This window comes from Azospirillum sp., from assembly GCF_050789165.1.
In genome coordinates, this window is the sequence record NZ_JBOZRT010000146.1 from 40364 (window position 1) to 58492 (window position 18129).

The window sequence follows — 18129 nt, forward strand, 5'->3', positions numbered from 1 at the left end:
CGAAGGCAGCATGATGCCGATGCTTCCCAGTTATGAGAACGGTGACGCATTGTCGCAGGCAGACGTTTTGTCTGCGCTTCACATGAACACGAAAAAGCCGGCGGTGCCCGAAGTGGGCAACCGCCGGCTGATCGGTGACGAGGTTGTCGTAACGTTACGCTGCGACGGCCGCGGCCGGGCGGCGCAGGGCCTGGGCGGCGCTCAGCACCGCCTTCTGCAGCTTTTCGAAGGCGCGCACCTCGATCTGCCGCACCCGCTCGCGCGAGACGGAGAACTGCTGGCTGAGCGCCTCCAGCGTGGAGGGGTTGTCCTTCAGCCGGCGCTCGAACAGGATGCGGCGCTCGCGGTCGTCGAGGCGCTCCAGCGCCTGCCCGACCAGACGGCGGCGCAGCGCCAGCTCGTTGGCGTCGGCGATGGTGATCTCCTGGTTCGGCCGGTCGTCGGCCAGCAGCTCCAGCCAATTGGTCTCGCCGTCGCTGCTCATGGTCGCGTCGAGCGAGCTGTCGGAGGAGGCGAGCCGGCGGTTCATCTCGACCACCTCGCCCTCGGGCACTTCCAGTTCGGCGGCGATGGCGGCCACGGCCTCGGGCGACAGGTCGCCCTGCTCCAGCTCCTCCATGCGGCTCTTCAGGCGGCGCAGGTTGAAGAACAGCTTCTTCTGCGCGGCGGTGGTGCCCATCTTCACCAGCGACCAGGAGTGCAGGATGTATTCCTGGATGGCGGCGCGGATCCACCACGTGGCGTAGGTGGCGAAGCGGAAGCCGCGCTCCGGGTCGAACTTCTGCGCGGCCTGCATCAGGCCGACGTTGCCCTCCGCCACCAGGTCGGTCAGCGGCAGGCCGTAGCCGGCGAAGCCGCGGGCGATCTTGATGACCAGGCGCAGGTGGCTGCCCACCAGCTTTTCCAGCGCGACGGCGTTGCCGCGGTAGCGCCAGGCCTCGGCGAGCGCGCGCTCGTCGTCCGGCGAGAGGATCGGGTACCGCTTCGATTCCTCGACGTAGCGGGACAGGCTGGCGTTCTCACCGATCAGCAGTTTTTTGAGCACTCCAAACCTCCTCTCTCTAACCCGCAGGGTTCGGCGGCGTGCCGGCTGTTTCGCCGAATTCTTTAAAATTGCCGAATTCTTCGCGCCCGGTTGACTGTGATGGGCGTGCCGAACACCGGTACTGTGACGCGGGGAAGAAGACGAAGCAACTCGTTAAACCGGCATGGAGAAATGTTTTTTGGCGTATGTCCGGGCTATTCTGTGCCGGATCCTGCTCTGCCGAGGGGATGATCCTTTGCCGCGGGGCGGCAGACTGCATCCTATTACCTTCGGCTAAAGGGAAGAGGGGTATTTTACGTTCCGCGGACAAGACGGGCAGAGGAGGGCCGCCGTCCGGGATTTCCGCGCATCGGAGGTTCGTCCGATCGGAAAGAAACGGGCCGCGCGGACAAGCCGGCGGCCCGAAGTGTTAGGGAGGAAACGCTCCAGAGGCGTATGCCGGACGTCTAGGCCGCGCCGCGGCGGCGCTCAAGGTGCGGTTTGTCGCAGCCGCCGCGGGCGGGGCGTCCGCACGGCCCCAAAACGCGACAGGCGCGCCCGGTGGGGCGCGCCTGTGCAGATCGGCCTGTGCAGATCGGAAAGACCGGCCGGAGGTTCAGTCCTGGGTGACCTTCTTGCGGCCGAGGCCGAGCTTGGTCGCCATCTCGGACCGCGCCCTGGCGTAGTTGGGGGCCACCATCGGGTACTCCGGCGGCAGGGCCCACTTCACCCGGTATTCGTCCGGCGTCAGGTCGTAGACGGTCTTCAGATGCCGCTTGAGCATCTTCAGCTTCTTGCCGTCCTCGAGGCAGACGATGTAGTCCGGCGTGACCGACTTCTTGATCGGAACGGCCGGCGTCTGCTCCGTCTTCTGCGGAGCCGCCTTTTCCTCGCCGAGGCCCCGGAAGGCCGCTTGGACGCTGCTGATGAGCGCGGGCAGGTCGTTCACCGGAACCGGGTTGTTGCCGACATAGGCGGCGACGACCTTGGCGGTGAGGGCCTGAAGCTCTGAGGATTCGATCGGCATGACGGCTCCTGCAGGGCGCTGGGCGATCAGCCGTTGACGGCGTCGCGCAGCTGCTTGGCCGGCTTGAACTTCGGCGCCTTGGAGGCGGCGATCTTCACGACCTCGCCGGTGCGCGGGTTGCGGCCCTCGCGGGCGGCGCGCTCGGCCACCTCGAAGATGCCGAAGCCGGCCAGACGGACTTCCTCGCCCTTGCCGAGCGCGCCCGAGATGCCCTCGAACACGGCCTGGACCACCTTGGCGGCCTCGGTCTTCTTGATGCCGGCGGTGGTGGCGACGGATTCGATCAGTTCGGCCTGATTCATAAAAGCACTCCCGTGTAAAGCGGTACCCTGTGGGCTGTGGGTGTTATTGGCAGAAGGAAACCATCCGCACAAGAGTGAATGGCGCCGCGGCAACTGCGAATTTATTTGGGAAGCCGCGTTCGTGGGCCACGTGTGGCGCGAAAGCCGCAATGCCACGGCGTTTCCGTGGAATGGGTGCGGCGCAGCATGGGGTTTTCCGCGCCGTTCCCGCACCATTCGGCGGCGAATCGAGGCCTTTCCGGCGGGCGCCGTCATATGAAAAATGTTTGAGAAATTCTAGGCAAACCGTTTCGGACACTCGCCTGTGTTCTAAAAGCCGAGCCGCGTCAGCGCCGCGATGGAGGTCTTTGCCGAGGTGTGCAGCACGAAGGTGCCGCCGGCGCCCTCCCACGGCTCGCGGGCCTTCTCGCGGTCGTCCACCAGCACGGCGCCGGGCGAGGCGTGGCGGTGCTTGTCGCGCGCCATGCAGGTGATGACCCTGACGTGCGGCCCGAGCATGTGCGCCACCCAGCGCCGCTTCTGCTCCGGCGCCCAGGACCCCAGCGGCAGGCCGGTGAGGATGGTCGGCCCGTGCGGTTCGCAGAAGCGCCACAACTCCTGCGCGTCGTGCATGAACTCCAGCGTGCCGTAGAAGTCCTTGTGGCGGGACAGCGCGCGCCACATGACCTTGGTCGCCAGCTCCTCGGGGCGCTTGCCGGTGACCGCCCTCACGCCGCGGTCGAAGTCGGCCAGCACGCCGTCGAGGTCGAGGAAGAGGGGAGGGGGCATGGCGAGCCTTCGTCGGTGGGCCGCCCGCGGCGGGCGGCCCACGTTACGACACCCTATGACGACGCGAGTTCCGCCCGCCCGGTGAACTGCTCCAGCGCCTGCGGGTTGGCGAGCGCCTCGGTGTTCTTGATCGGGCGGCCGTGCACCGCGTCGCGCACCGCCAGTTCGGTGATCTTGCCGGAGCGGGTGCGCGGGATGTCGGTCACCTGCACGATCTTCGCCGGCACGTGCCGCGGCGAGCAGTTGTCGCGGATGCGCTTGCGGATCGTGTCCTCCAAGGACTTGTCCAGCGTCAGCCCCTCGCGCAGCACCACGAACAGCACGACGCGCACGTCGCCGTCCCATTCCTGGCCGATGCAGATCGCCTCCATGATCTCCGGCAGCTGCTCGACCTGGCGGTAGATCTCCGCCGTGCCGATGCGCACGCCGCCGGGGTTCAGCACCGCGTCGGAGCGGCCGTAGATCACCCAGCCGCCGTGCGCCGTCTGCTCGATGAAGTCGCCGTGCGTCCAGATGTTGTCGAACCGCTCGAAATAGGCGGAGCGGTACTTCCGGCCGTCCGGGTCGTTCCAGAAGCCGATGGGCATGGACGGGAACGGCCTGGTGCAGACCAGTTCGCCCTTCTCGCCGCGGATCGGGTGGCCGTCGTCGGAGAAGGACTCCACCGCCAGCCCCAGGCCGCGCGTCTGGATCTCGCCCCGCCACACCGGCGCCGTCGGGTTGCCCAGCACGAAGCAGGACACGATGTCGGTGCCGCCGCTGATCGAGGCGAGGTGCAGGTCGCCCTTGATGGCGCGGTAGACGTAGTCGAAGTTCTCCGGCATCAGCGGCGAGCCGGTGGAGGTCAGCGCCCGCACGCTGGCGAGGCTGTGCGTCGTCTTGGGCTCCAGCCCGCCCTTCTCCAGCGACTGGATGTACTTGGCGGAGGTGCCGAACAGCGTCATGCGCTCGGCGTCGGCGTAGTCGAACAGGATGTTGCCGTCGGGCGCGAAGGGCGAGCCGTCGTAGAGCAGCAGCGTGCAGCCGCTGGCCAGCCCGGTCACCAGCCAGTTCCACATCATCCAGCCGCAGGTGGTGAAGTAGAACAGCCGGTCGCCGGGCTTCAGGTCGCAGTGCAGCCGGTGCTCCTTGAGGTGCTGGAGCAGCGTGCCGCCGGCGCCGTGCACGATGCACTTGGGCTTTCCGGTGGTGCCGGAGGAGTAGAGGATGAACAGCGGGTGGTTGAACGGCAGCCGCTCGAACGTCGGCTGCGCGGCCTGGTGCGGCGCCAGGAAATCGCGGTAGGCGATGCCCCTGGGCACGGCGGAGACGTCGGCCTTCTCGTCCACGTAGGGGACGCAGACGGCGTGGACGACGGTGGGCAGATCCTTCAGCACTTCGGCGGCCTTGCCGCGGACGTCGTGCGCCTTGCCGTTGTACCAGTAGGCGTCGGGGAAGAAGAGCACCTTGGGCTCGATCTGCCCGAAGCGGTCGACCACCCCCTGCACGCCGAAGTCCGGCGAGCACGACGACCACGTGGCGCCGAGGCTCGCGGTGGCGAGCATGGCGGCCAGCGTCTCGGGCATGTTCGGCATGTAGGCGGCGACGCGGTCGCCGACGCCGACCCCGGCGGCCTTCAGCGCCTGCTGCAGGCGGGAGACCTCGGCGGTGAGTTCGGCCCTGGTCCAGCGGCGCTTGACCTTGTCCTCGCCCCAGAAGACGAGGGCCTCGTCGGCGGCGCCGGCCAGCAGGTTCTCGGCGTAGTTCAGGCGGGCGTCGGGGAACCACTGGGCCCCGGGCATCCTGTCGCCGTCGCGCAGCACGTCCGAGCCGGGCTCACCCTTGACGTCGGCCCAGTCCCAGAGGAAGCGCCAGAAATCCTCCTTCTTCGCCACCGACCAGTCCCACAGCGCGTCATAGCCGTCGAGCTTCAGGCCGAAGCGGGCGTTGGCGGCCGCGCGGAACGCCGTCAGGTTCGACGCGGCGACGCGCTCGTCCGACGGGCGCCAAAGGGGTGCATCCATGACCGAAGGTCCTCCCTGCTTTTTCTTTGGACGGGAGGATAACGCAGCGGGGAGACGGCTGTCACGCGAGGTTCCCCCATGTTCGTCAGCGGCCCGTGGTGGGGGCAACAGTCACACGGATTGCACGGATTGAGGCACGGATTACACGGAATTATGCGTGCTTGCTGCGTGCGGGCCTTTCCGTAAGCCGTTGCCTGGCAAGAAGAACAATCCGTGTAATCCGTGCCTCAATCCGCGGAATCCGTGTGGAATCCTGTTCTCCGCATCGTCACGCCGCCAGGGCTGCGGTCATCCCCGCCACCGCGTCCTCGACGTTCGAGGTTACGCGCGTCACCCGGCCGGCCTCCATCTCGATCAGCACGTCGCAGTCGCGCAGGGTCGCGAGGCGGTGGGTGATCATGAAGGTCGTGCGGCCCTCCATCAGCACCTCGATGCCGTCCATGATCGCCTTCTCGGTGCGGCTGTCCACCGCGCTGGTCGGCTCGTCGAGGATCAGGATCGGCGCGTCGCACAGGAAGGCGCGGGCGAGCGCGATGCGCTGGCGCTCGCCGCCGGAGAAGCGCATGCCGCGCTCGCCGACCGGGGTGTCGTAGCCCTCGGGCAGGCGCAGGATGAAGTCGTGCGCGTCGGCGGCCTTGGCGGCGGCCTCGATCTGCGCCATCGTCGCGCCGGGGCGGCCGTAGGCGATGTTCTCGGCCACCGTGGTGGAGAACAGGATGGTGTCCTGGCCGACGATGGCGAACTGGCGCCGCAGGTCGGCGAGCTTCCACAGCCGCAGATCCTCGCCGTCCAGCGTCACCACGCCGGACTTCGGGTCGTACAGGCGGGTCAGCAGGCCGATCATCGACGACTTGCCGGCGCCCGACTTGCCGACGATGCCCACCTTGGCTCCGGCCGGGATGGCGAAGTCCAGGTCGTGCAGCACGTTGCGGCCGGTGCCGTGGTCGTAGCTGACACCACGGAAGGCGATGTCGCCCATTGCGCGCGGCAGGGCCATGGCGTTGGCGGTCTCGGCCGGGTCCTGCCGCTCGTCGAGCAGCGCGAAGGCGCGGTGCAGGTTGGCCATCAGCTTCTGCTGCGCGGCCACCTGATGCCCCATGTTCTGCAGCGGCTGGTAGAGCTGGCCCAGGTAGGACAGCGCCAGCAGCAGTTCGCCCACCGTCAGCAGGCCGGCCTGCACGTCGGTGACGCCGATGTACAGCACCGCCGCCGTGCCGCCGGACAGCAGCATGGAGACGCAGAAGCCCATGGCGCTCTCCGCCCGCGCCGCGCTGAAGAAGCGGCTGATGACGCGGTCGGTGCGCTCCTGGAACCGTTTGACCTCGCGCTCCTCCTGGCCGAAGGCGCGGACGACGCGCAGGGCCGACAGCGTCTCGTGCAGGACGGCCTTGGCCTTGCTGTCCTCCTCGCACACCGCGTCCCAGCGGCTCCGCAGGCGGTGGTGCGACAGCGCGGTCAGCAGCGCGAACAGCGGCGACACCGCGAGCGCCACAACCGCCAGCTTGGCGTTGATCATCGCCGTCACCCACACCATGCCGCCGAAGTAGGCGGCCGAGGTGACGAAGGGCAGGATGACGTGGCTGATCTGCCATTGGATGGCGCTGGCGTCGTCCTCGATGCGGTTCTGCGCGTCGGAGATGCCCTTGGCGTCGTGCCGCTGGATGGCGAGGCGCTGGGCGTGCAGGAACAGCTTGGAGCGGAAGGCCGCCACCATGCGCTGCCCGGTCCAGTCGCGCAGGAAGCGGTCGGCGAGGCCGTGCAGCTGGGTGATCAGCGCCGTCGCCACCACCAGCCCGACCGCCAGCAGCAGCGGCGCGCCGGCCAGCCCCGCCGGGACCCAGCCGTCGAGCGCCGCCGGCAGCGGCTTGCCGCCGATCACGGAATCCACGGCGATGGTCACCGGCAGCGGCATCAGCAGCCCGATCGGCGTGCCCACCAAGCCCAGCGCCAGCAGGGCGCCGAGGGGAACGCGGAACGGCGTCGCCTCGCGGAAGACGCGGCGGTAGAGCGCCAGCGTGGGACGGGTCGGGGTATGGGCCATGATCGGACTCAAGCGTTCGACGAAAACTTGAGCCAATCTGGCGGGGTATGGTTAACGCTGGGTAACCATGAAGGAGGTCGCACTTTTGTCGCGGTTTCCGTGGCCCCCTCCCCAGCACTCCACCGCCTCCCGCGGGGGATGGATGGGGAGGGGGCCACGGCGCTTTCAGCGCACCGTCAGCTCCACCTCGTACCCCAGCGCCCGCAGCACCGCGGCCACGGCGGTGGCGGGGTCGCTCAACCGGTCGCCGCCGGCCTCGTGCCCGGAGTAGCGCAGCGCGACCGCCGATCCGTCCGGCTTGGTGATGCCCACGGTGACCACCTCGTAGGGGCCGCACTCGTCGCAGTGGCCCTCGCCGTCGGTCCAGTCGATCCGTATCGTGCCCATGCCGTGCCTCCGCGCCTTGCCGGCCCGAATGGTGCCGCGGGACGGCGCGGGAATCCTTGACCATCGTCAGGGACCATCGTCAGGCATGCCGCCTCTGCTACACTCCTTACAAAGGGAAGGGGAGGCCGCGCCATGTCCGAATCCGACGATGCCGTCCGCGTGCGCCGCTTCCGCGAGATCCTGCTGTGGCCGGTGCAGCTGATGCCCCTGCAGGAGGGCGCGCAGATCCAGCGGCATTGGGAGCGGCTGAGCGGCCCGGACTGCGTCTGGAGCGAGGTGGCGGACGAGTTCACCCTCGACCCCGGCGAGTTCAAGGAACGCCACTACATCGAGTTCACCGCCTTCCTGCCCTACGTGCAGCGCTTCCTGTACGGCGAGGGCGGGGCCGGCGGCTACGGCGCGTCGCCGATCAAGGTGTTCCGCCGCCGCGACGTGACGCACGCCCGCCTCACGCTCAGCGACGGCGTGCCGCGCGTCGTCGAGATCGTCCACATCGACCTCACCTTCTTCCACGACGTCGACGTGGCGATCCTGGCGGTGGAGATCGCCGCGGAGGACGTGGAGCTGCGCTGGGTGCAGGACCTGCTGTACCGCTTCGGGCGCACCTACCCGTCGTTCTGGAACGCCGACGGCAGCGCCGGGCAGTGCTGCCGCAAGGTGGAATGGCTGGCGGCGGACGGCGCGGTGCTGGCCGCCTCCGACACCGACGACAAGCGCACCTTCCTGGAGTTCGTCTGCCGCAACCGCGCGCCCTACATCGCGGCGCACTGGGCGTTCCTGCTGAAGCCGCTGGCGCTGCACCAGTCCGACGCGAGCGGGGCGCTGACCTACCGCCAGCTCGAGTACCAGCGCATGCCGCTGCTGGCCTACATCTCCATGGACGACCCGACGCGGCTGGCGCGGGCCGACTGGGTGCGGCTCGGCCTCGCCACCGGGCCGGGCGTGCAGGACGGCACGCTGCCCTTCGCCGAGAGCTATCTCTATGGTTTCGAGCAGCGCTACTGCTACGACCGCTACTGGAACCTGGCGCCGGGCTGCGGGCTGAGCAGCGTGCGGATGATCTGCTGCGGGCACGCGCTGCTGATGGTCGGGCGCGACGGCGATTCCTTCTATACGGACCTGGAGACCGGGCTGCTTGGCCAGTTCCGGCACCAGTACTTCCTGCTCGGCCTGATCGCGCACTTCCACCGGGCGGCGCTGCTGATGCTGTCGGACCGGCTGGTGGTGGCGATCAGCCGGCTGGACATCGGCGACGTGGACTCGGTGAAGGTGTTCAAGCGCGCCATCCGCCAGATCTTCGAGATATTCCTGCGCTTCACCCACCGCTACTGGTTCCACGAGGTGTCGAACCAGGGACCGGCGCGCGACCTGTTCCGGATGTGGTCGGAACACCTGGGCACCGAGCGCCTGTACGCCGAGGTGCGCGACGAGGTGCAGGACATGTCCGACTACCTGGATTCCGACGGGTTGCGGCGGCAGGCCAACTCGGTGCTGCGGCTGACCGTGGTGACGGTGATCGGCATGATCGGCACGCTGGTCACCGGCTTCCTCGGCATGAACCTGCTGGCGCTGGGTGACGAGCCGCTCTGGCTGCGCGTGCTGGTGTTCATGCTGACGCTGCTGCCGACGGTCGGGCTGATCCTGCTGTCGATCGCCAAGTCGAAGCGGCTGGCCGACTGGCTGGAGGCGCTGTCGGACGAGCGCCGCCCGCTGCCGGCCAAGCTCGGCCTGCGCCGGGGGCGGCATTAATCGCCGGGCGCGCTGTTGTCCTTCCGGTGAGCGACCACCGGAGGAGCGCATGAGCCGCGAACAGGACCGACCGACCTTCGCCAACGACACGGACGGGCAGCAGACCCCGTCCACCGAGACCACCCCCGGCACCATCCCGCAGACCCCGCTGCCCGGCAAGGCGCCCTCGCGCCCGCAGGCGGATCGGCCGCAGGACGGCCGCGACGACGGGGAGTGACCGGGCGGGGGGTCATTCTTGCCGGGCAACGGCCGGCAGGGCGCGACGAGGGGGGAGTTTTTTACCTACCGCCCGGCCGCGCCCTGCCGGCTTCGCCGGGTCGCTTCCTGCCGATGCCCGCCCGGGGCTGCGGAGTAAGTCCAATAATATCAATCGATTAATGCGACCCAACGCGGTTGGCATACCCCTTGCTATGACATGGTCAGATCACGGCAAGCCGCTCATACCGAGCGCACAAGGGGGCAGTCACCATGGCCAACTCAGTCAACACCAACCAGAGCTCTCTGGTCGCTCTGCAGAGCCTGAACAACACCGTCAACGCCCTGAACAAGACCCAGAAGCGCGTCACGACCGGCTACAAGGTGGCCGATGCGGTGGACGACGGCGCGGCCTTCGCGGTCGCCCAGTCGCTGCGGTCGGAAAAGGGCGCGATCGACGCGGTCAACAGCCAGCTGAACATCGCCAAGGGCGCCACCAACGTCTTCAACAACGCGGCGACCAACGTGTCCGATGCCCTGGCCCGCGCCCGCGAGACGCTGACCAAGCTGGCCGACCAGAACCTCAACACCGACATGCGCTCGAAGTACAACAATGACTTCACCGCGCTGAAGGCCGAGGTGCAGAACTACATCTCGAACGCCAAGTTCAACGGCATCAACCTGCTGAGCGGCGCGCAGACCAACATCTCGGTGATCGCCAACGCCGACGGCACGCAGTACACCGTGGGCGGCACCGGCGTGTCGCTGTCCTCGACCATCGTGTCGGCGTTCACCTCGGTGGGCAGCGCGGCCTCGGCGGTGGTGCTGCTGACCGGCGCCTTCGCGTCGGCCGAGAAGTCCACCGGCGACGTGCTGAACACGCTGGGCGCCGACTCCCGCCGCCTGGACGCGCAGATCAAGTTCAACGCGTCCATGCAGGACGCCTTGACCACCAGCTTGGGCGCCATCGTGGACGCCGACCTGGCCAAGGAAAGCGCGACCCTGCAGGCCCAGCAGATCAAGCAGCAGCTGGGTGCGCAGACCCTCGGCATCGCCAACCAGGCCCCGCAGATCCTGCAGAACCTGTTCCGCGGCTAAAACAGCACCGGTCACGCGCGGGCGGCCCAAAACCGGGCCGCCGTCGCGCGCGGCGCCGCTAAGCGGACGCTGCGCCTCAGGTGCGGCCTGGTCAGATATGGCTTCAGGGGCAGGTCGAAGCCGACCAGGTGGTCGGTCAGCCAGTGCTTCAGCAGATCCGCGGTTTCCCAGACCACCTCGGCCAGAGCGTCGTCGCCGGTCGAGGTTTCGTAATGCCGGACCAGCGTGTCGAGCCGGGCGATCAGCGTCCGGTGCGCGTTTTCGTGTTCGCGCATCCTCTCCGGCGGATAGCCGGCCTCGCGCATCAGCCGCTCCTCGCGGACGAAGTGCCGCCGCGCGAACTGGCGCAGGTCGGACAGCGCGCGCCGCAGCGCCGGGCGGTTGCCCTCCGCCGCGCAATCCCCGTCGAAGCGGTTGACGATGGCGATGAGGTGGCGGTGGTCCGCGTCGATCAGACCGCCGTCGATGGACAGCTTGCCGCGCCAACGGATCGTCATGGTCGCCTCCACCCGCTCGGGCCGGCCCCACACTATTATCAATCATAACACAGTCCCGCCCGGCGCTCCCGCGCGAAGCGGCGCGGCCCGCCCTATGACGGAAGCGGGGCTGCCGGTCCTTTTGGGCGGAGCATTCGGGAGGCCGCGGAACGCAACGGCCCAGCCCGCGTTTTCCATCGGACCTTTCGCGTTTTGGAGGCACCGATGGCTCTCAGCACCATTCTTCTGATCGTCCTGATCCTGCTGCTGATCGGCGCGGTTCCGGCGTGGCCGCACAGCCGCAGCTGGGGCTATGGCCCGAGCGGCGTCCTCGGCCTGCTGTTGATCGTGATCCTGATCCTGGCCTTGACCGGACGGTTCTGACGCCGGCCGCGCACGAAAAAGGCCCCTCCCCGTCAGGGGAGGGGCCTTTTTGCGTGAGCCCAGTTACCTGGAGGCGCGGTTGGCGGCGCTGACCAGGGCGCGCAGGGACGCGGTGACGATGTCCGGATCGACGCCGACGCCGTACAGCGTGCGGCCGTCGCCGTTGCCGACGCGGACCTCGACGAAGGCGGCGGCCTGGGCGTCCTCGCCGGTGGTCACCGCGTGCTCGTGGTAGTCCACCACGTGCAGGTCGATGCCGGCGCCCTGGCGCAGCGCGTCGACGAAGGCGTCGATCGGGCCGGTGCCCTTGCCGCGCACCGTGGTCGGCACGCCGTTCTTCTCCAGCACCACCGTCATGGTGCGCGGGCCGGAGTTGGGACCGCGCGGCTCGGTGTGGTGCTCGACCAGCTTCAGCGGCTCCTCGGCGTCCAGGTACTCGGTCTTGAAGGCCTCGTAGATCGAGGACGGCGACAGCTCCTTGCCGGTCTCGTCGGCGATGCGCTGGACGATCTTGGAGAACTCCATCTGCAGCCGGCGCGGGATCTGCAGGCCGAACTCGCTCTCCAGCACGTAGGCGATGCCGCCCTTGCCGGACTGGCTGTTGATGCGGATCACCGCCTCGTAGCTGCGGCCCAGGTCGGCCGGGTCGATGGGCAGGTAGGGGACCTCCCACTTGCCGCTGTTCGACTTGGACAGCGCCTTCAGGCCCTTGTTGATGGCGTCCTGGTGCGAGCCGGAGAAGGCGGTGAACACCAGCTCGCCGGCGTAGGGATGGCGCGGGTGGACCGGCAGCTGGGTGCAGTACTCCGACACCTGCACGATCTCGTTGATGTCGTCGATGACCAGCCCCGGATCGACGCCCTGGGTGAACAGGTTCAGCGCCAGGGTGACGATGTCCACGTTGCCGGTGCGCTCGCCGTTGCCGAACAGCGTGCCCTCGACGCGGTCGGCGCCGGCCAGCATGCCCATCTCGGCCGCCGCCACGCCGGTGCCGCGGTCGTTGTGCGGGTGCAGCGAGATGATGAAGCGCTCACGCCCCTTGATGGTGCGGCAGAACCACTCGATCTGGTCGGCGTGCACGTTGGGCATCGACATCTCGACGGTCGCCGGCAGGTTGAGGATCATCGGCCGGTCGGCCGTCGGGCCCCAGGCCTCGGCCACCGCCTCGCAGATCTCCACGGCGAAGTCCAGCTCGGTGCCGGTGAAGCTCTCGGGCGAGTACTGCAGGATGACCTCGGTCTCCGGGTACTCGGCGGCCATCCGCTTGATCAGCCGGGCGCCGGCGACGGCGATGTCGGTGATGCCCTGGCGGTCCTGGCCGAACACCACGCGGCGCTGCAGCTCGGACGTGGAGTTGTACAGGTGCACGACGGCGCGCTTGGCGCCCTTGATGCCCTCGAAGGTGCGGCGGATCAGCTCCTCGCGCGCCTGGGTCAGCACCTGGATGGTGACGTCGTCGGGGATGCGCCCTTCGTCGATCAGCTCGCGGCAGAAGTCGAAGTCGGTCTGCGAGGCGGCGGGGAAGCCCACCTCGATCTCCTTGAAGCCCATGCGGACCAGCAGGTCGAACATGGCGCGCTTGCGGTCGGAGCCCATCGGCTCGATCAGCGCCTGGTTGCCGTCGCGCAGGTCGACCGAGCACCAGATCGGCGCCTTGTCGAGCGTGCGGTTGGGCCACTGGCGGTCGGTCAGCTTGACCGGGGGAAAGGGCGTGTACTTCTCGGCCGGCATGCGGATGTGGTTCATGGCACTGCAACTCGTCGTCTGGGGTTTGGAAAAACCGGCTGACGGTGCGGCCGCCGAGCCGCCGGGAGGGCTCAACGGCCGCTGCTAAGTCGCAGCCCCGGCCTCGGCCGGGCGATCGTACAGTGGGTGCTCATGATGATGACGAGACCTGCGGTGTGAACAGGGGAACGCGCGAAAACTCCCGGACGCTGTCAGAGCGCCGGGCCGATAAGTCGCAGGAGCGCGTTCGTGCGGTCGATGGTCGTCATGGCGCGTAAAATGCCGGGCCGCGTGCCCGACTGTCAAGCCGGGATGTTGTTGGGGCCGCGAATGACTTTCACCACAGCAGCCGCACCAGCACCGGCAGCAGCACCGCCGTCGCCAGCCCGTTCAGCCCCATGGCCAGCCCGGAGAACGCGCCGGCGGTCTCGTTGACCTGCAGGGCGCGCGCGGTGCCGATGCCGTGCGCCGCCACCCCCATGCCGAAGCCGCGCGCTCGCCAGTCGGTCACCCGGATCAGGGTGAGCACCGAGCCGCCGAGCGTCGCCCCGATGATGCCGGTGAGCATGACGAACACCGCGGTCAGCGAGGGCAGGCCGCCGAGCTGCTCGGCGATGCCCATGGCGATGGGGGAGGTCACCGACTTCGGCGCCAGCGAGAGCAGCGTGCGCTCCGACGCGCCGAACAGCCAGCCGAGCGCTACCGCGCTGCCCGCCGCCGTGAGCGACCCCGCCACCAGCGCCGCCAGCATCGCCAGGGCCGAGCGGCGCACCTGCTGGAACTGGTTGTACAGCGGCACCGCCAGCGCCACCGTCGCCGGGCCGAGCAGGAAGTGCACGAACTGCGCGCCGTCGAAGTAGGTCTTGTAGTCGACGCCCAGGGCCTTCAGCGCGGCGATGATGAGGACGACGGCGACCAGCACCGGGTTGACCAGCGGCGTCCGCCCGCAGCGCTCGAACGCCCACAGTCCGGCCTGGTAGGCGAGCAGGGTGAGCGTCAGCCCGGCCAGCGGGCTGGCCGACAGGTAGACCCAGACATCGAGCAGCCGGTCGTTCATGCCTCGGGATCCTTGCGCCCGCGCTTCAGCAGCGCCGCCATGACCCAGGCGGTGACGGCGATGGTCAGCACCGTGCTGCCGACCACCGCCGCGGCGATCGGCAGCGCCTCGTCGGACAGCCGGCCGAGGTGGGCCATCACGCCGACGCCGGCCGGCACGAACAGCAGCGACAGGTTGCGCAGCAGCCCGCCCGTGACGTCGGCCACCGGCCGCGGCACGCCGCCGCGCGCCAGCAGCCCGGCGAACAGCAGCAGCATGCCCAGCACCGGCCCGGGCACCGGCAGCGCCAGCACCCGCACCGTCAGCTCGCCCGCCAGCTGGCAGGCCAGCAGGATGGTGATCGGCCCCAGCATCGTTCAAGAACCCATTGTTTAGATGTCCATCCCGACCAGGGCGGAGAGGTCGCGCACCTCGGTCACCGCCTCGCCGGGGTATTCGCGCGGACGGCCGGCGCGGTTGACCCAGACGGTGCGGAAGCCGAAGGCGCTCGCCCCCGCCGCGTCCCAGGCGTTGGAGGACTGGAACGACACGCCGGCCGGCGGCACGCCCAGGTGCTTCTGCACCAGCTCGTAGACGCGGCGGTTGGGCTTGAAGACGCCGACCTCCTCGACCGAGATGACGGCGTCCAGCAGGTCGCCGATGCCGGCGGCCTGCACCGCGTCGGCCAGCATCGCCGGGGTGCCGTTGGACAGTATGGCGAGGCGGGCGCCGCGGTTCTTCAGCGCCTCCAGCACCTCCGGCACCTCGGGGTAGGCGTCGAGCGTGCGGTAGGCGTCGAGCAGCGCCCCGCGCACCTCGCCGCCGGGCACCCCGACGGCGCTCATGGCGACGTCCAGCGCGCGCTCGGTCAGCTCGCGGAAGTCGGGGTGGCGGCCCATCAGGCTCTCGACCCAGCTGTATTCGAGCTGCTTGGCCCGCCACACCTCGGCCAGCCGCTCCCATTGCGGCCCGACGGCGGCGGCGTTGCGCGAGGCTGCGGACTGCACGTCGAACAGCGTGCCGTAGGCGTCGAACACGTAGGCGACGATGGGCATGGACGAGGGTTCCTTCTTGCGGTCCGCGTTCCGGAATGGGGGGCAACCATCACACGGATCTCACGGATTGGGACACGGATTTCACGGATGCCTGTCCGGCGTGCCGAGCAACGGCTGCCGGAACGTCCCGGCACCCCCCGAACATCTGGAAATTCCGTGTAATCCGTGTCTCATGTTGCCGGCACGGTGGTCCCCAGCCATGGAGCCGCGCTCAGAGCCGTTCGGTCAGCCAGTCGCGCACCTCGCGGCAGACGGCTTCCGCCGTCTCGTCCAGGCAGTGCCCGGCGCCGGGCATGAGGACGAGCTTCTTCGGCTCCGGCGCGATGCGGTGGACGTACATCGAGCACTCCGGCGCCAGGATCTCGTCGGCCTCGCCGTGGATCAGCAGCAGCGGGATCGCCAGCCCGTGCGCCACGTCGGCGCCGTAGCCCTGGGTGGCCAGCGTCACCGCCGTGCGCACCAGGTCCGGCCGCGCCGCGGCGGCGCGGACGGCGACGGCGCCGCCGAAGGAGTGGCCGATCACCGCGGCCCGTGTCACCCCCTGCGCCGCCAGGAAGTCCAGCCCGGCCAGCGCGTCCGCCACCGCCTCGTCCAGCTTGGTGGGAAAGCGGAAGCGCACGCGCAGCGACTGGATGCCGCGCTCCGTCAGGTCGGCGCACAGGCGTGGGTAGAGGCCGCGCGCGGGCGTGTCGAATCCGCCGCCGATCCCGCCGACCCAGATCGCCCCGGCGCGGCCCGCGGCCGGGTAGTGGCGCGCCTCGACCGGGCCGGCAGCGGTGGGCAGGGTGACGGTGCGGTAGCCTTCGTCCGCGCTCTCCATGCGCTTCTCTCCTCGTTCTTCGCTGTCTCAACACCGCTGAACGAAGGTGGGTTTCCGGGACGCCTGCCGCCATCGGCTGTTGTCGCTTCCGGAACAACCAGAGGAGAACCCGATGAGCCGCAACAACCGCGACACCGAGCAGGACAAGCACCGCGCCGGCGGCCCCGGCAAGGCGGCCAAGAGCGACCAGAAGGCCGGCAACAAGCCGACGCAGAACCAGGCGCCCGGCAGCGACCGCGTGCCCGGCGGCAACCCCGGCCACGAGCACAACGCCAAGCCGACCCGGCAGAGCAACCCCGAACCGGAATCGTGAGCACCGCGATCAAGCCGCGCCGCGGCTGTTTGGATCACCGGCAAGACCCGTGTTCACCCCAACCATAAGGGTTCCCACAATGCCCAAGCTGCAAAGCCTCAAGCTCGACACCGTGAAACGCGCGGCCGACCTGGCCTCGGAGGCCGTCGGCGACCGCCAGCGCTTCGTCGCCGGCATGCGCAACATCGACCTGGGCGAGCAGTTGGCCGAGCGCGGCTCGCGCAATCCCACCGACCTCGACACGCTCAACGTCGTCTCCACCGACGCCAGCGCCGCGCTGGACCAGCTGAAGGGCCTGCTGTCGGGACTGAGCCCGGACGAGCGGATCGAGCTGCGCGCGGTGATGATGGTGGGGCGCGGCGACTACGCCGGCAACCAGTGGGACGAGGCGCTGCTGAACGCCGGCAGCGCGCCGGACGCCACCAGCTACGACGACATCGCCGAGAAGATCGAGCTGCACGACTTCCTGATGAAGGGCCTGTTCGCGCTGGGCATGATGGAAAAGGCCGGGAAGTGACCCGCCATGCAGATCGTCTTCGCCTACATGGCCGAGAAGGGCGACGCGGTGCAGGCCGATGTGCTGGCCCTGCTCCGCGCCCGCTTCGGCAGCGCCGACGTGGTGAGCGTCGAGGAGCGTGACGCCGAGACCGGGGAGGGGAGCGACGTGCTGGTGACCGTGCGCGTTCCCGCCGACCACGTGGAGGCCGCGGTGGCGGCCATCCGCGAACACGACGCGGTGATCGACGCCGCGGCGGGCAGCTTCGGGGAGCGGGTGTAGCGGGCAGGTGTTGCCCCCTCCCTAACCCTCCCCCGCTGCCGCGGGAGAGGGAACTCCGCCGCTCTGCCCCCTCCACCGCGCCAGCGGGGGAGGGGTGGGGAGGGGCTCCGTTTATCGATCCTCCGCCATCAGCGCCGCCACCGCCATCTCCGCCTCTCCGCCGTCCGCGCGCAGACCGGCGACCACGCCCGCGCGGTCCTCGGCCGGGCGGTTCTGGCTCAGCTTCCACTTGCCCTCGATGCGGGCGATCGGCAGTCGGAAGCCGACGATGCCCTTGAACATCCCCTGCAGGAAATCCTCCGGCGCGTCGGACACCGCCCAGGCGTCCGGACGCCCGGCCTCGTGCCGCTCGGTCAGGCGGGTGACCACGTCGCGCAGGGACTCCGCGTCGTCGAACAGCTCCAGAGCGCCGTAGGCGTGCACGGCGACGTAGTTCCAGGTCGGCACCGCCTTGCCGGTCTGCTTCTTGGTCTCGTACCAGGAGGGCGTGACGTACGCGTCCGGCCCGGTGACGATCGCCAGCGCCGGCACCTCCGCCGACAGCCGGCGCCACTGCGGGTTGGCCTTGGAAAAGTGGCCGAGCAGCGTGCCGTGCGGCCCGGCCTCGGCGTCCAGCAGCACCGGGACGTGGCTGGCCTCCAGCCCGTCGCTTCCCATGGTCACCAGGGTGCACAGGCGGGCGGCGCGGATCGCGTCGTGCAGGACGGGCAGCCGGTCCTCGGCGAAGGCGGGCGGGACGTACATGGTCGCTCCGGATGAGGGGATGGGATCGGTCGGCTCGGCGGTTCCAGCATGCCCCGCGCGGTCCCGCCGGGCCAGCGCGTCGACGTCGTCCAGGCGGTGGGCGCGCCGCGCGGCGGGGTTTCGTGGATGAACGCGTTCCGGACGAGGACGTGGGCCGTGCGGATTATTTCCGGACCGGATTGTGTTCGTTACGCCACCCGGTAA

General features: G+C 69.3%; 21 protein-coding genes. 7 read left to right on the forward strand and 14 right to left on the reverse strand.

Translation table 11 applies throughout. The features are described 5' to 3' along the window. Positions 1–154: 154 nt before the first annotated feature. The 7 genes from rpoH to ACRWK7_RS30335 all read right to left on the reverse strand — a co-directional run bounded on the left by rpoH (position 155) and on the right by ACRWK7_RS30335 (position 7552). Positions 155–1045 (reverse strand): RNA polymerase sigma factor RpoH, encoded by an 891-nt coding sequence (gene rpoH / locus ACRWK7_RS30305; RefSeq protein ID WP_431860780.1) that lies wholly within the window; start codon positions 1043–1045, stop codon positions 155–157. Between the two features lie 595 nt (positions 1046–1640). Next, positions 1641–2051, reverse strand: a complete 411-nt coding sequence (locus ACRWK7_RS30310) for a MucR family transcriptional regulator (RefSeq protein WP_431860782.1) — start codon at positions 2049–2051, stop codon at positions 1641–1643. Positions 2052–2077: 26 nt separating this feature from the next. Then, positions 2078–2353: an HU family DNA-binding protein gene (locus ACRWK7_RS30315; protein WP_109121482.1), complete on the reverse strand. Its 276-nt coding sequence runs from the start codon at positions 2351–2353 to the stop codon at positions 2078–2080. A 309-nt stretch (positions 2354–2662) separates the two neighbouring features. Then, on the reverse strand, positions 2663–3121 hold the full coding sequence (locus ACRWK7_RS30320) for a hypothetical protein (protein WP_431860784.1): 459 nt from the start codon (positions 3119–3121) through the stop codon (positions 2663–2665). Positions 3122–3174: 53 nt separating this feature from the next. Beyond that, positions 3175–5124 carry an acetoacetate--CoA ligase gene (locus ACRWK7_RS30325; protein ID WP_431860786.1) on the reverse strand — a complete coding sequence of 650 codons (1950 nt, stop codon included), beginning with the start codon at positions 5122–5124 and terminating at the stop codon, positions 3175–3177. A gap of 268 nt (positions 5125–5392) precedes the next feature. After that, the gene (locus tag ACRWK7_RS30330) at positions 5393–7165 is read right to left on the reverse strand and encodes an ABC transporter ATP-binding protein (RefSeq protein ID WP_431860788.1); all 1773 of its coding nucleotides are present in this window, start codon (positions 7163–7165) and stop codon (positions 5393–5395) included. A gap of 165 nt (positions 7166–7330) precedes the next feature. Beyond that, positions 7331–7552, reverse strand: coding sequence for a hypothetical protein (locus tag ACRWK7_RS30335; RefSeq protein WP_431860790.1), 222 nt, complete (start codon positions 7550–7552; stop codon positions 7331–7333). Positions 7553–7684: 132 nt separating this feature from the next. Here ACRWK7_RS30335 and ACRWK7_RS30340 point away from each other — a divergent pair, with 132 nt between their 5' ends. From ACRWK7_RS30340 to ACRWK7_RS30350, 3 genes are all read left to right on the forward strand, one after another. Continuing rightward, complete coding sequence (locus ACRWK7_RS30340) at positions 7685–9301, forward strand: CorA family divalent cation transporter (RefSeq protein WP_431860792.1); 1617 nt, start codon at positions 7685–7687, stop codon at positions 9299–9301. A gap of 49 nt (positions 9302–9350) precedes the next feature. Then, positions 9351–9518 carry a hypothetical protein gene (locus ACRWK7_RS30345; protein ID WP_431860794.1) on the forward strand — a complete coding sequence of 56 codons (168 nt, stop codon included), beginning with the start codon at positions 9351–9353 and terminating at the stop codon, positions 9516–9518. Positions 9519–9769: 251 nt separating this feature from the next. Beyond that, entirely contained in the window at positions 9770–10594 is an 825-nt protein-coding gene (locus ACRWK7_RS30350) for a flagellin (protein ID WP_431860797.1), read from the forward strand. 11 nt (positions 10595–10605) lie between these two features. On the opposite strand, the gene ACRWK7_RS30355 is transcribed toward ACRWK7_RS30350, so the two are convergent. After that, complete coding sequence (locus ACRWK7_RS30355; RefSeq protein WP_431860799.1) at positions 10606–11091, reverse strand: bacteriohemerythrin; 486 nt, start codon at positions 11089–11091, stop codon at positions 10606–10608. A gap of 204 nt (positions 11092–11295) precedes the next feature. Here ACRWK7_RS30355 and ACRWK7_RS30360 point away from each other — a divergent pair, with 204 nt between their 5' ends. Then, complete coding sequence (locus ACRWK7_RS30360; protein WP_431860800.1) at positions 11296–11454, forward strand: DUF3309 family protein; 159 nt, start codon at positions 11296–11298, stop codon at positions 11452–11454. A gap of 63 nt (positions 11455–11517) precedes the next feature. On the opposite strand, the gene leuA is transcribed toward ACRWK7_RS30360, so the two are convergent. From leuA to ACRWK7_RS30385, 5 genes are all read right to left on the reverse strand, one after another. Further along, entirely contained in the window at positions 11518–13200 is a 1683-nt protein-coding gene (gene leuA, locus ACRWK7_RS30365; RefSeq protein WP_431860802.1) for a 2-isopropylmalate synthase, read from the reverse strand. A 316-nt stretch (positions 13201–13516) separates the two neighbouring features. After that, entirely contained in the window at positions 13517–14236 is a 720-nt protein-coding gene (locus tag ACRWK7_RS30370; protein ID WP_431860804.1) for an LrgB family protein, read from the reverse strand. Continuing rightward, positions 14233–14589 (reverse strand): CidA/LrgA family protein, encoded by a 357-nt coding sequence (locus tag ACRWK7_RS30375; RefSeq protein ID WP_431860805.1) that lies wholly within the window; start codon positions 14587–14589, stop codon positions 14233–14235. Before ACRWK7_RS30375 ends, ACRWK7_RS30370 begins: the two co-directional genes overlap by 4 nt. An 18-nt stretch (positions 14590–14607) precedes the next feature. Further along, on the reverse strand, positions 14608–15270 hold the full coding sequence (locus ACRWK7_RS30380; protein WP_431860807.1) for a haloacid dehalogenase type II: 663 nt from the start codon (positions 15268–15270) through the stop codon (positions 14608–14610). A 211-nt stretch (positions 15271–15481) separates the two neighbouring features. Next, positions 15482–16090 (reverse strand): alpha/beta hydrolase, encoded by a 609-nt coding sequence (locus tag ACRWK7_RS30385; RefSeq protein ID WP_431860809.1) that lies wholly within the window; start codon positions 16088–16090, stop codon positions 15482–15484. A 112-nt stretch (positions 16091–16202) separates the two neighbouring features. On the opposite strand from ACRWK7_RS30385, the gene ACRWK7_RS30390 reads away from it, so the two are divergent. The 3 genes from ACRWK7_RS30390 to ACRWK7_RS30400 all read left to right on the forward strand — a co-directional run bounded on the left by ACRWK7_RS30390 (position 16203) and on the right by ACRWK7_RS30400 (position 17181). Beyond that, the gene (locus ACRWK7_RS30390) at positions 16203–16403 is read left to right on the forward strand and encodes a hypothetical protein (RefSeq protein WP_431860811.1); all 201 of its coding nucleotides are present in this window, start codon (positions 16203–16205) and stop codon (positions 16401–16403) included. A 79-nt stretch (positions 16404–16482) separates the two neighbouring features. Next, positions 16483–16920, forward strand: coding sequence for a DUF3775 domain-containing protein (locus ACRWK7_RS30395; protein ID WP_431860813.1), 438 nt, complete (start codon positions 16483–16485; stop codon positions 16918–16920). A gap of 6 nt (positions 16921–16926) precedes the next feature. Beyond that, positions 16927–17181 (forward strand): hypothetical protein, encoded by a 255-nt coding sequence (locus tag ACRWK7_RS30400; RefSeq protein WP_431860815.1) that lies wholly within the window; start codon positions 16927–16929, stop codon positions 17179–17181. Positions 17182–17292: 111 nt separating this feature from the next. Here the strand turns inward: ACRWK7_RS30400 and ACRWK7_RS30405 are convergent, their stop codons facing one another. Then, positions 17293–17925, reverse strand: a complete 633-nt coding sequence (locus ACRWK7_RS30405; protein ID WP_431860816.1) for an FMN-binding negative transcriptional regulator — start codon at positions 17923–17925, stop codon at positions 17293–17295. Positions 17926–18129: the final 204 nt, after the last annotated feature.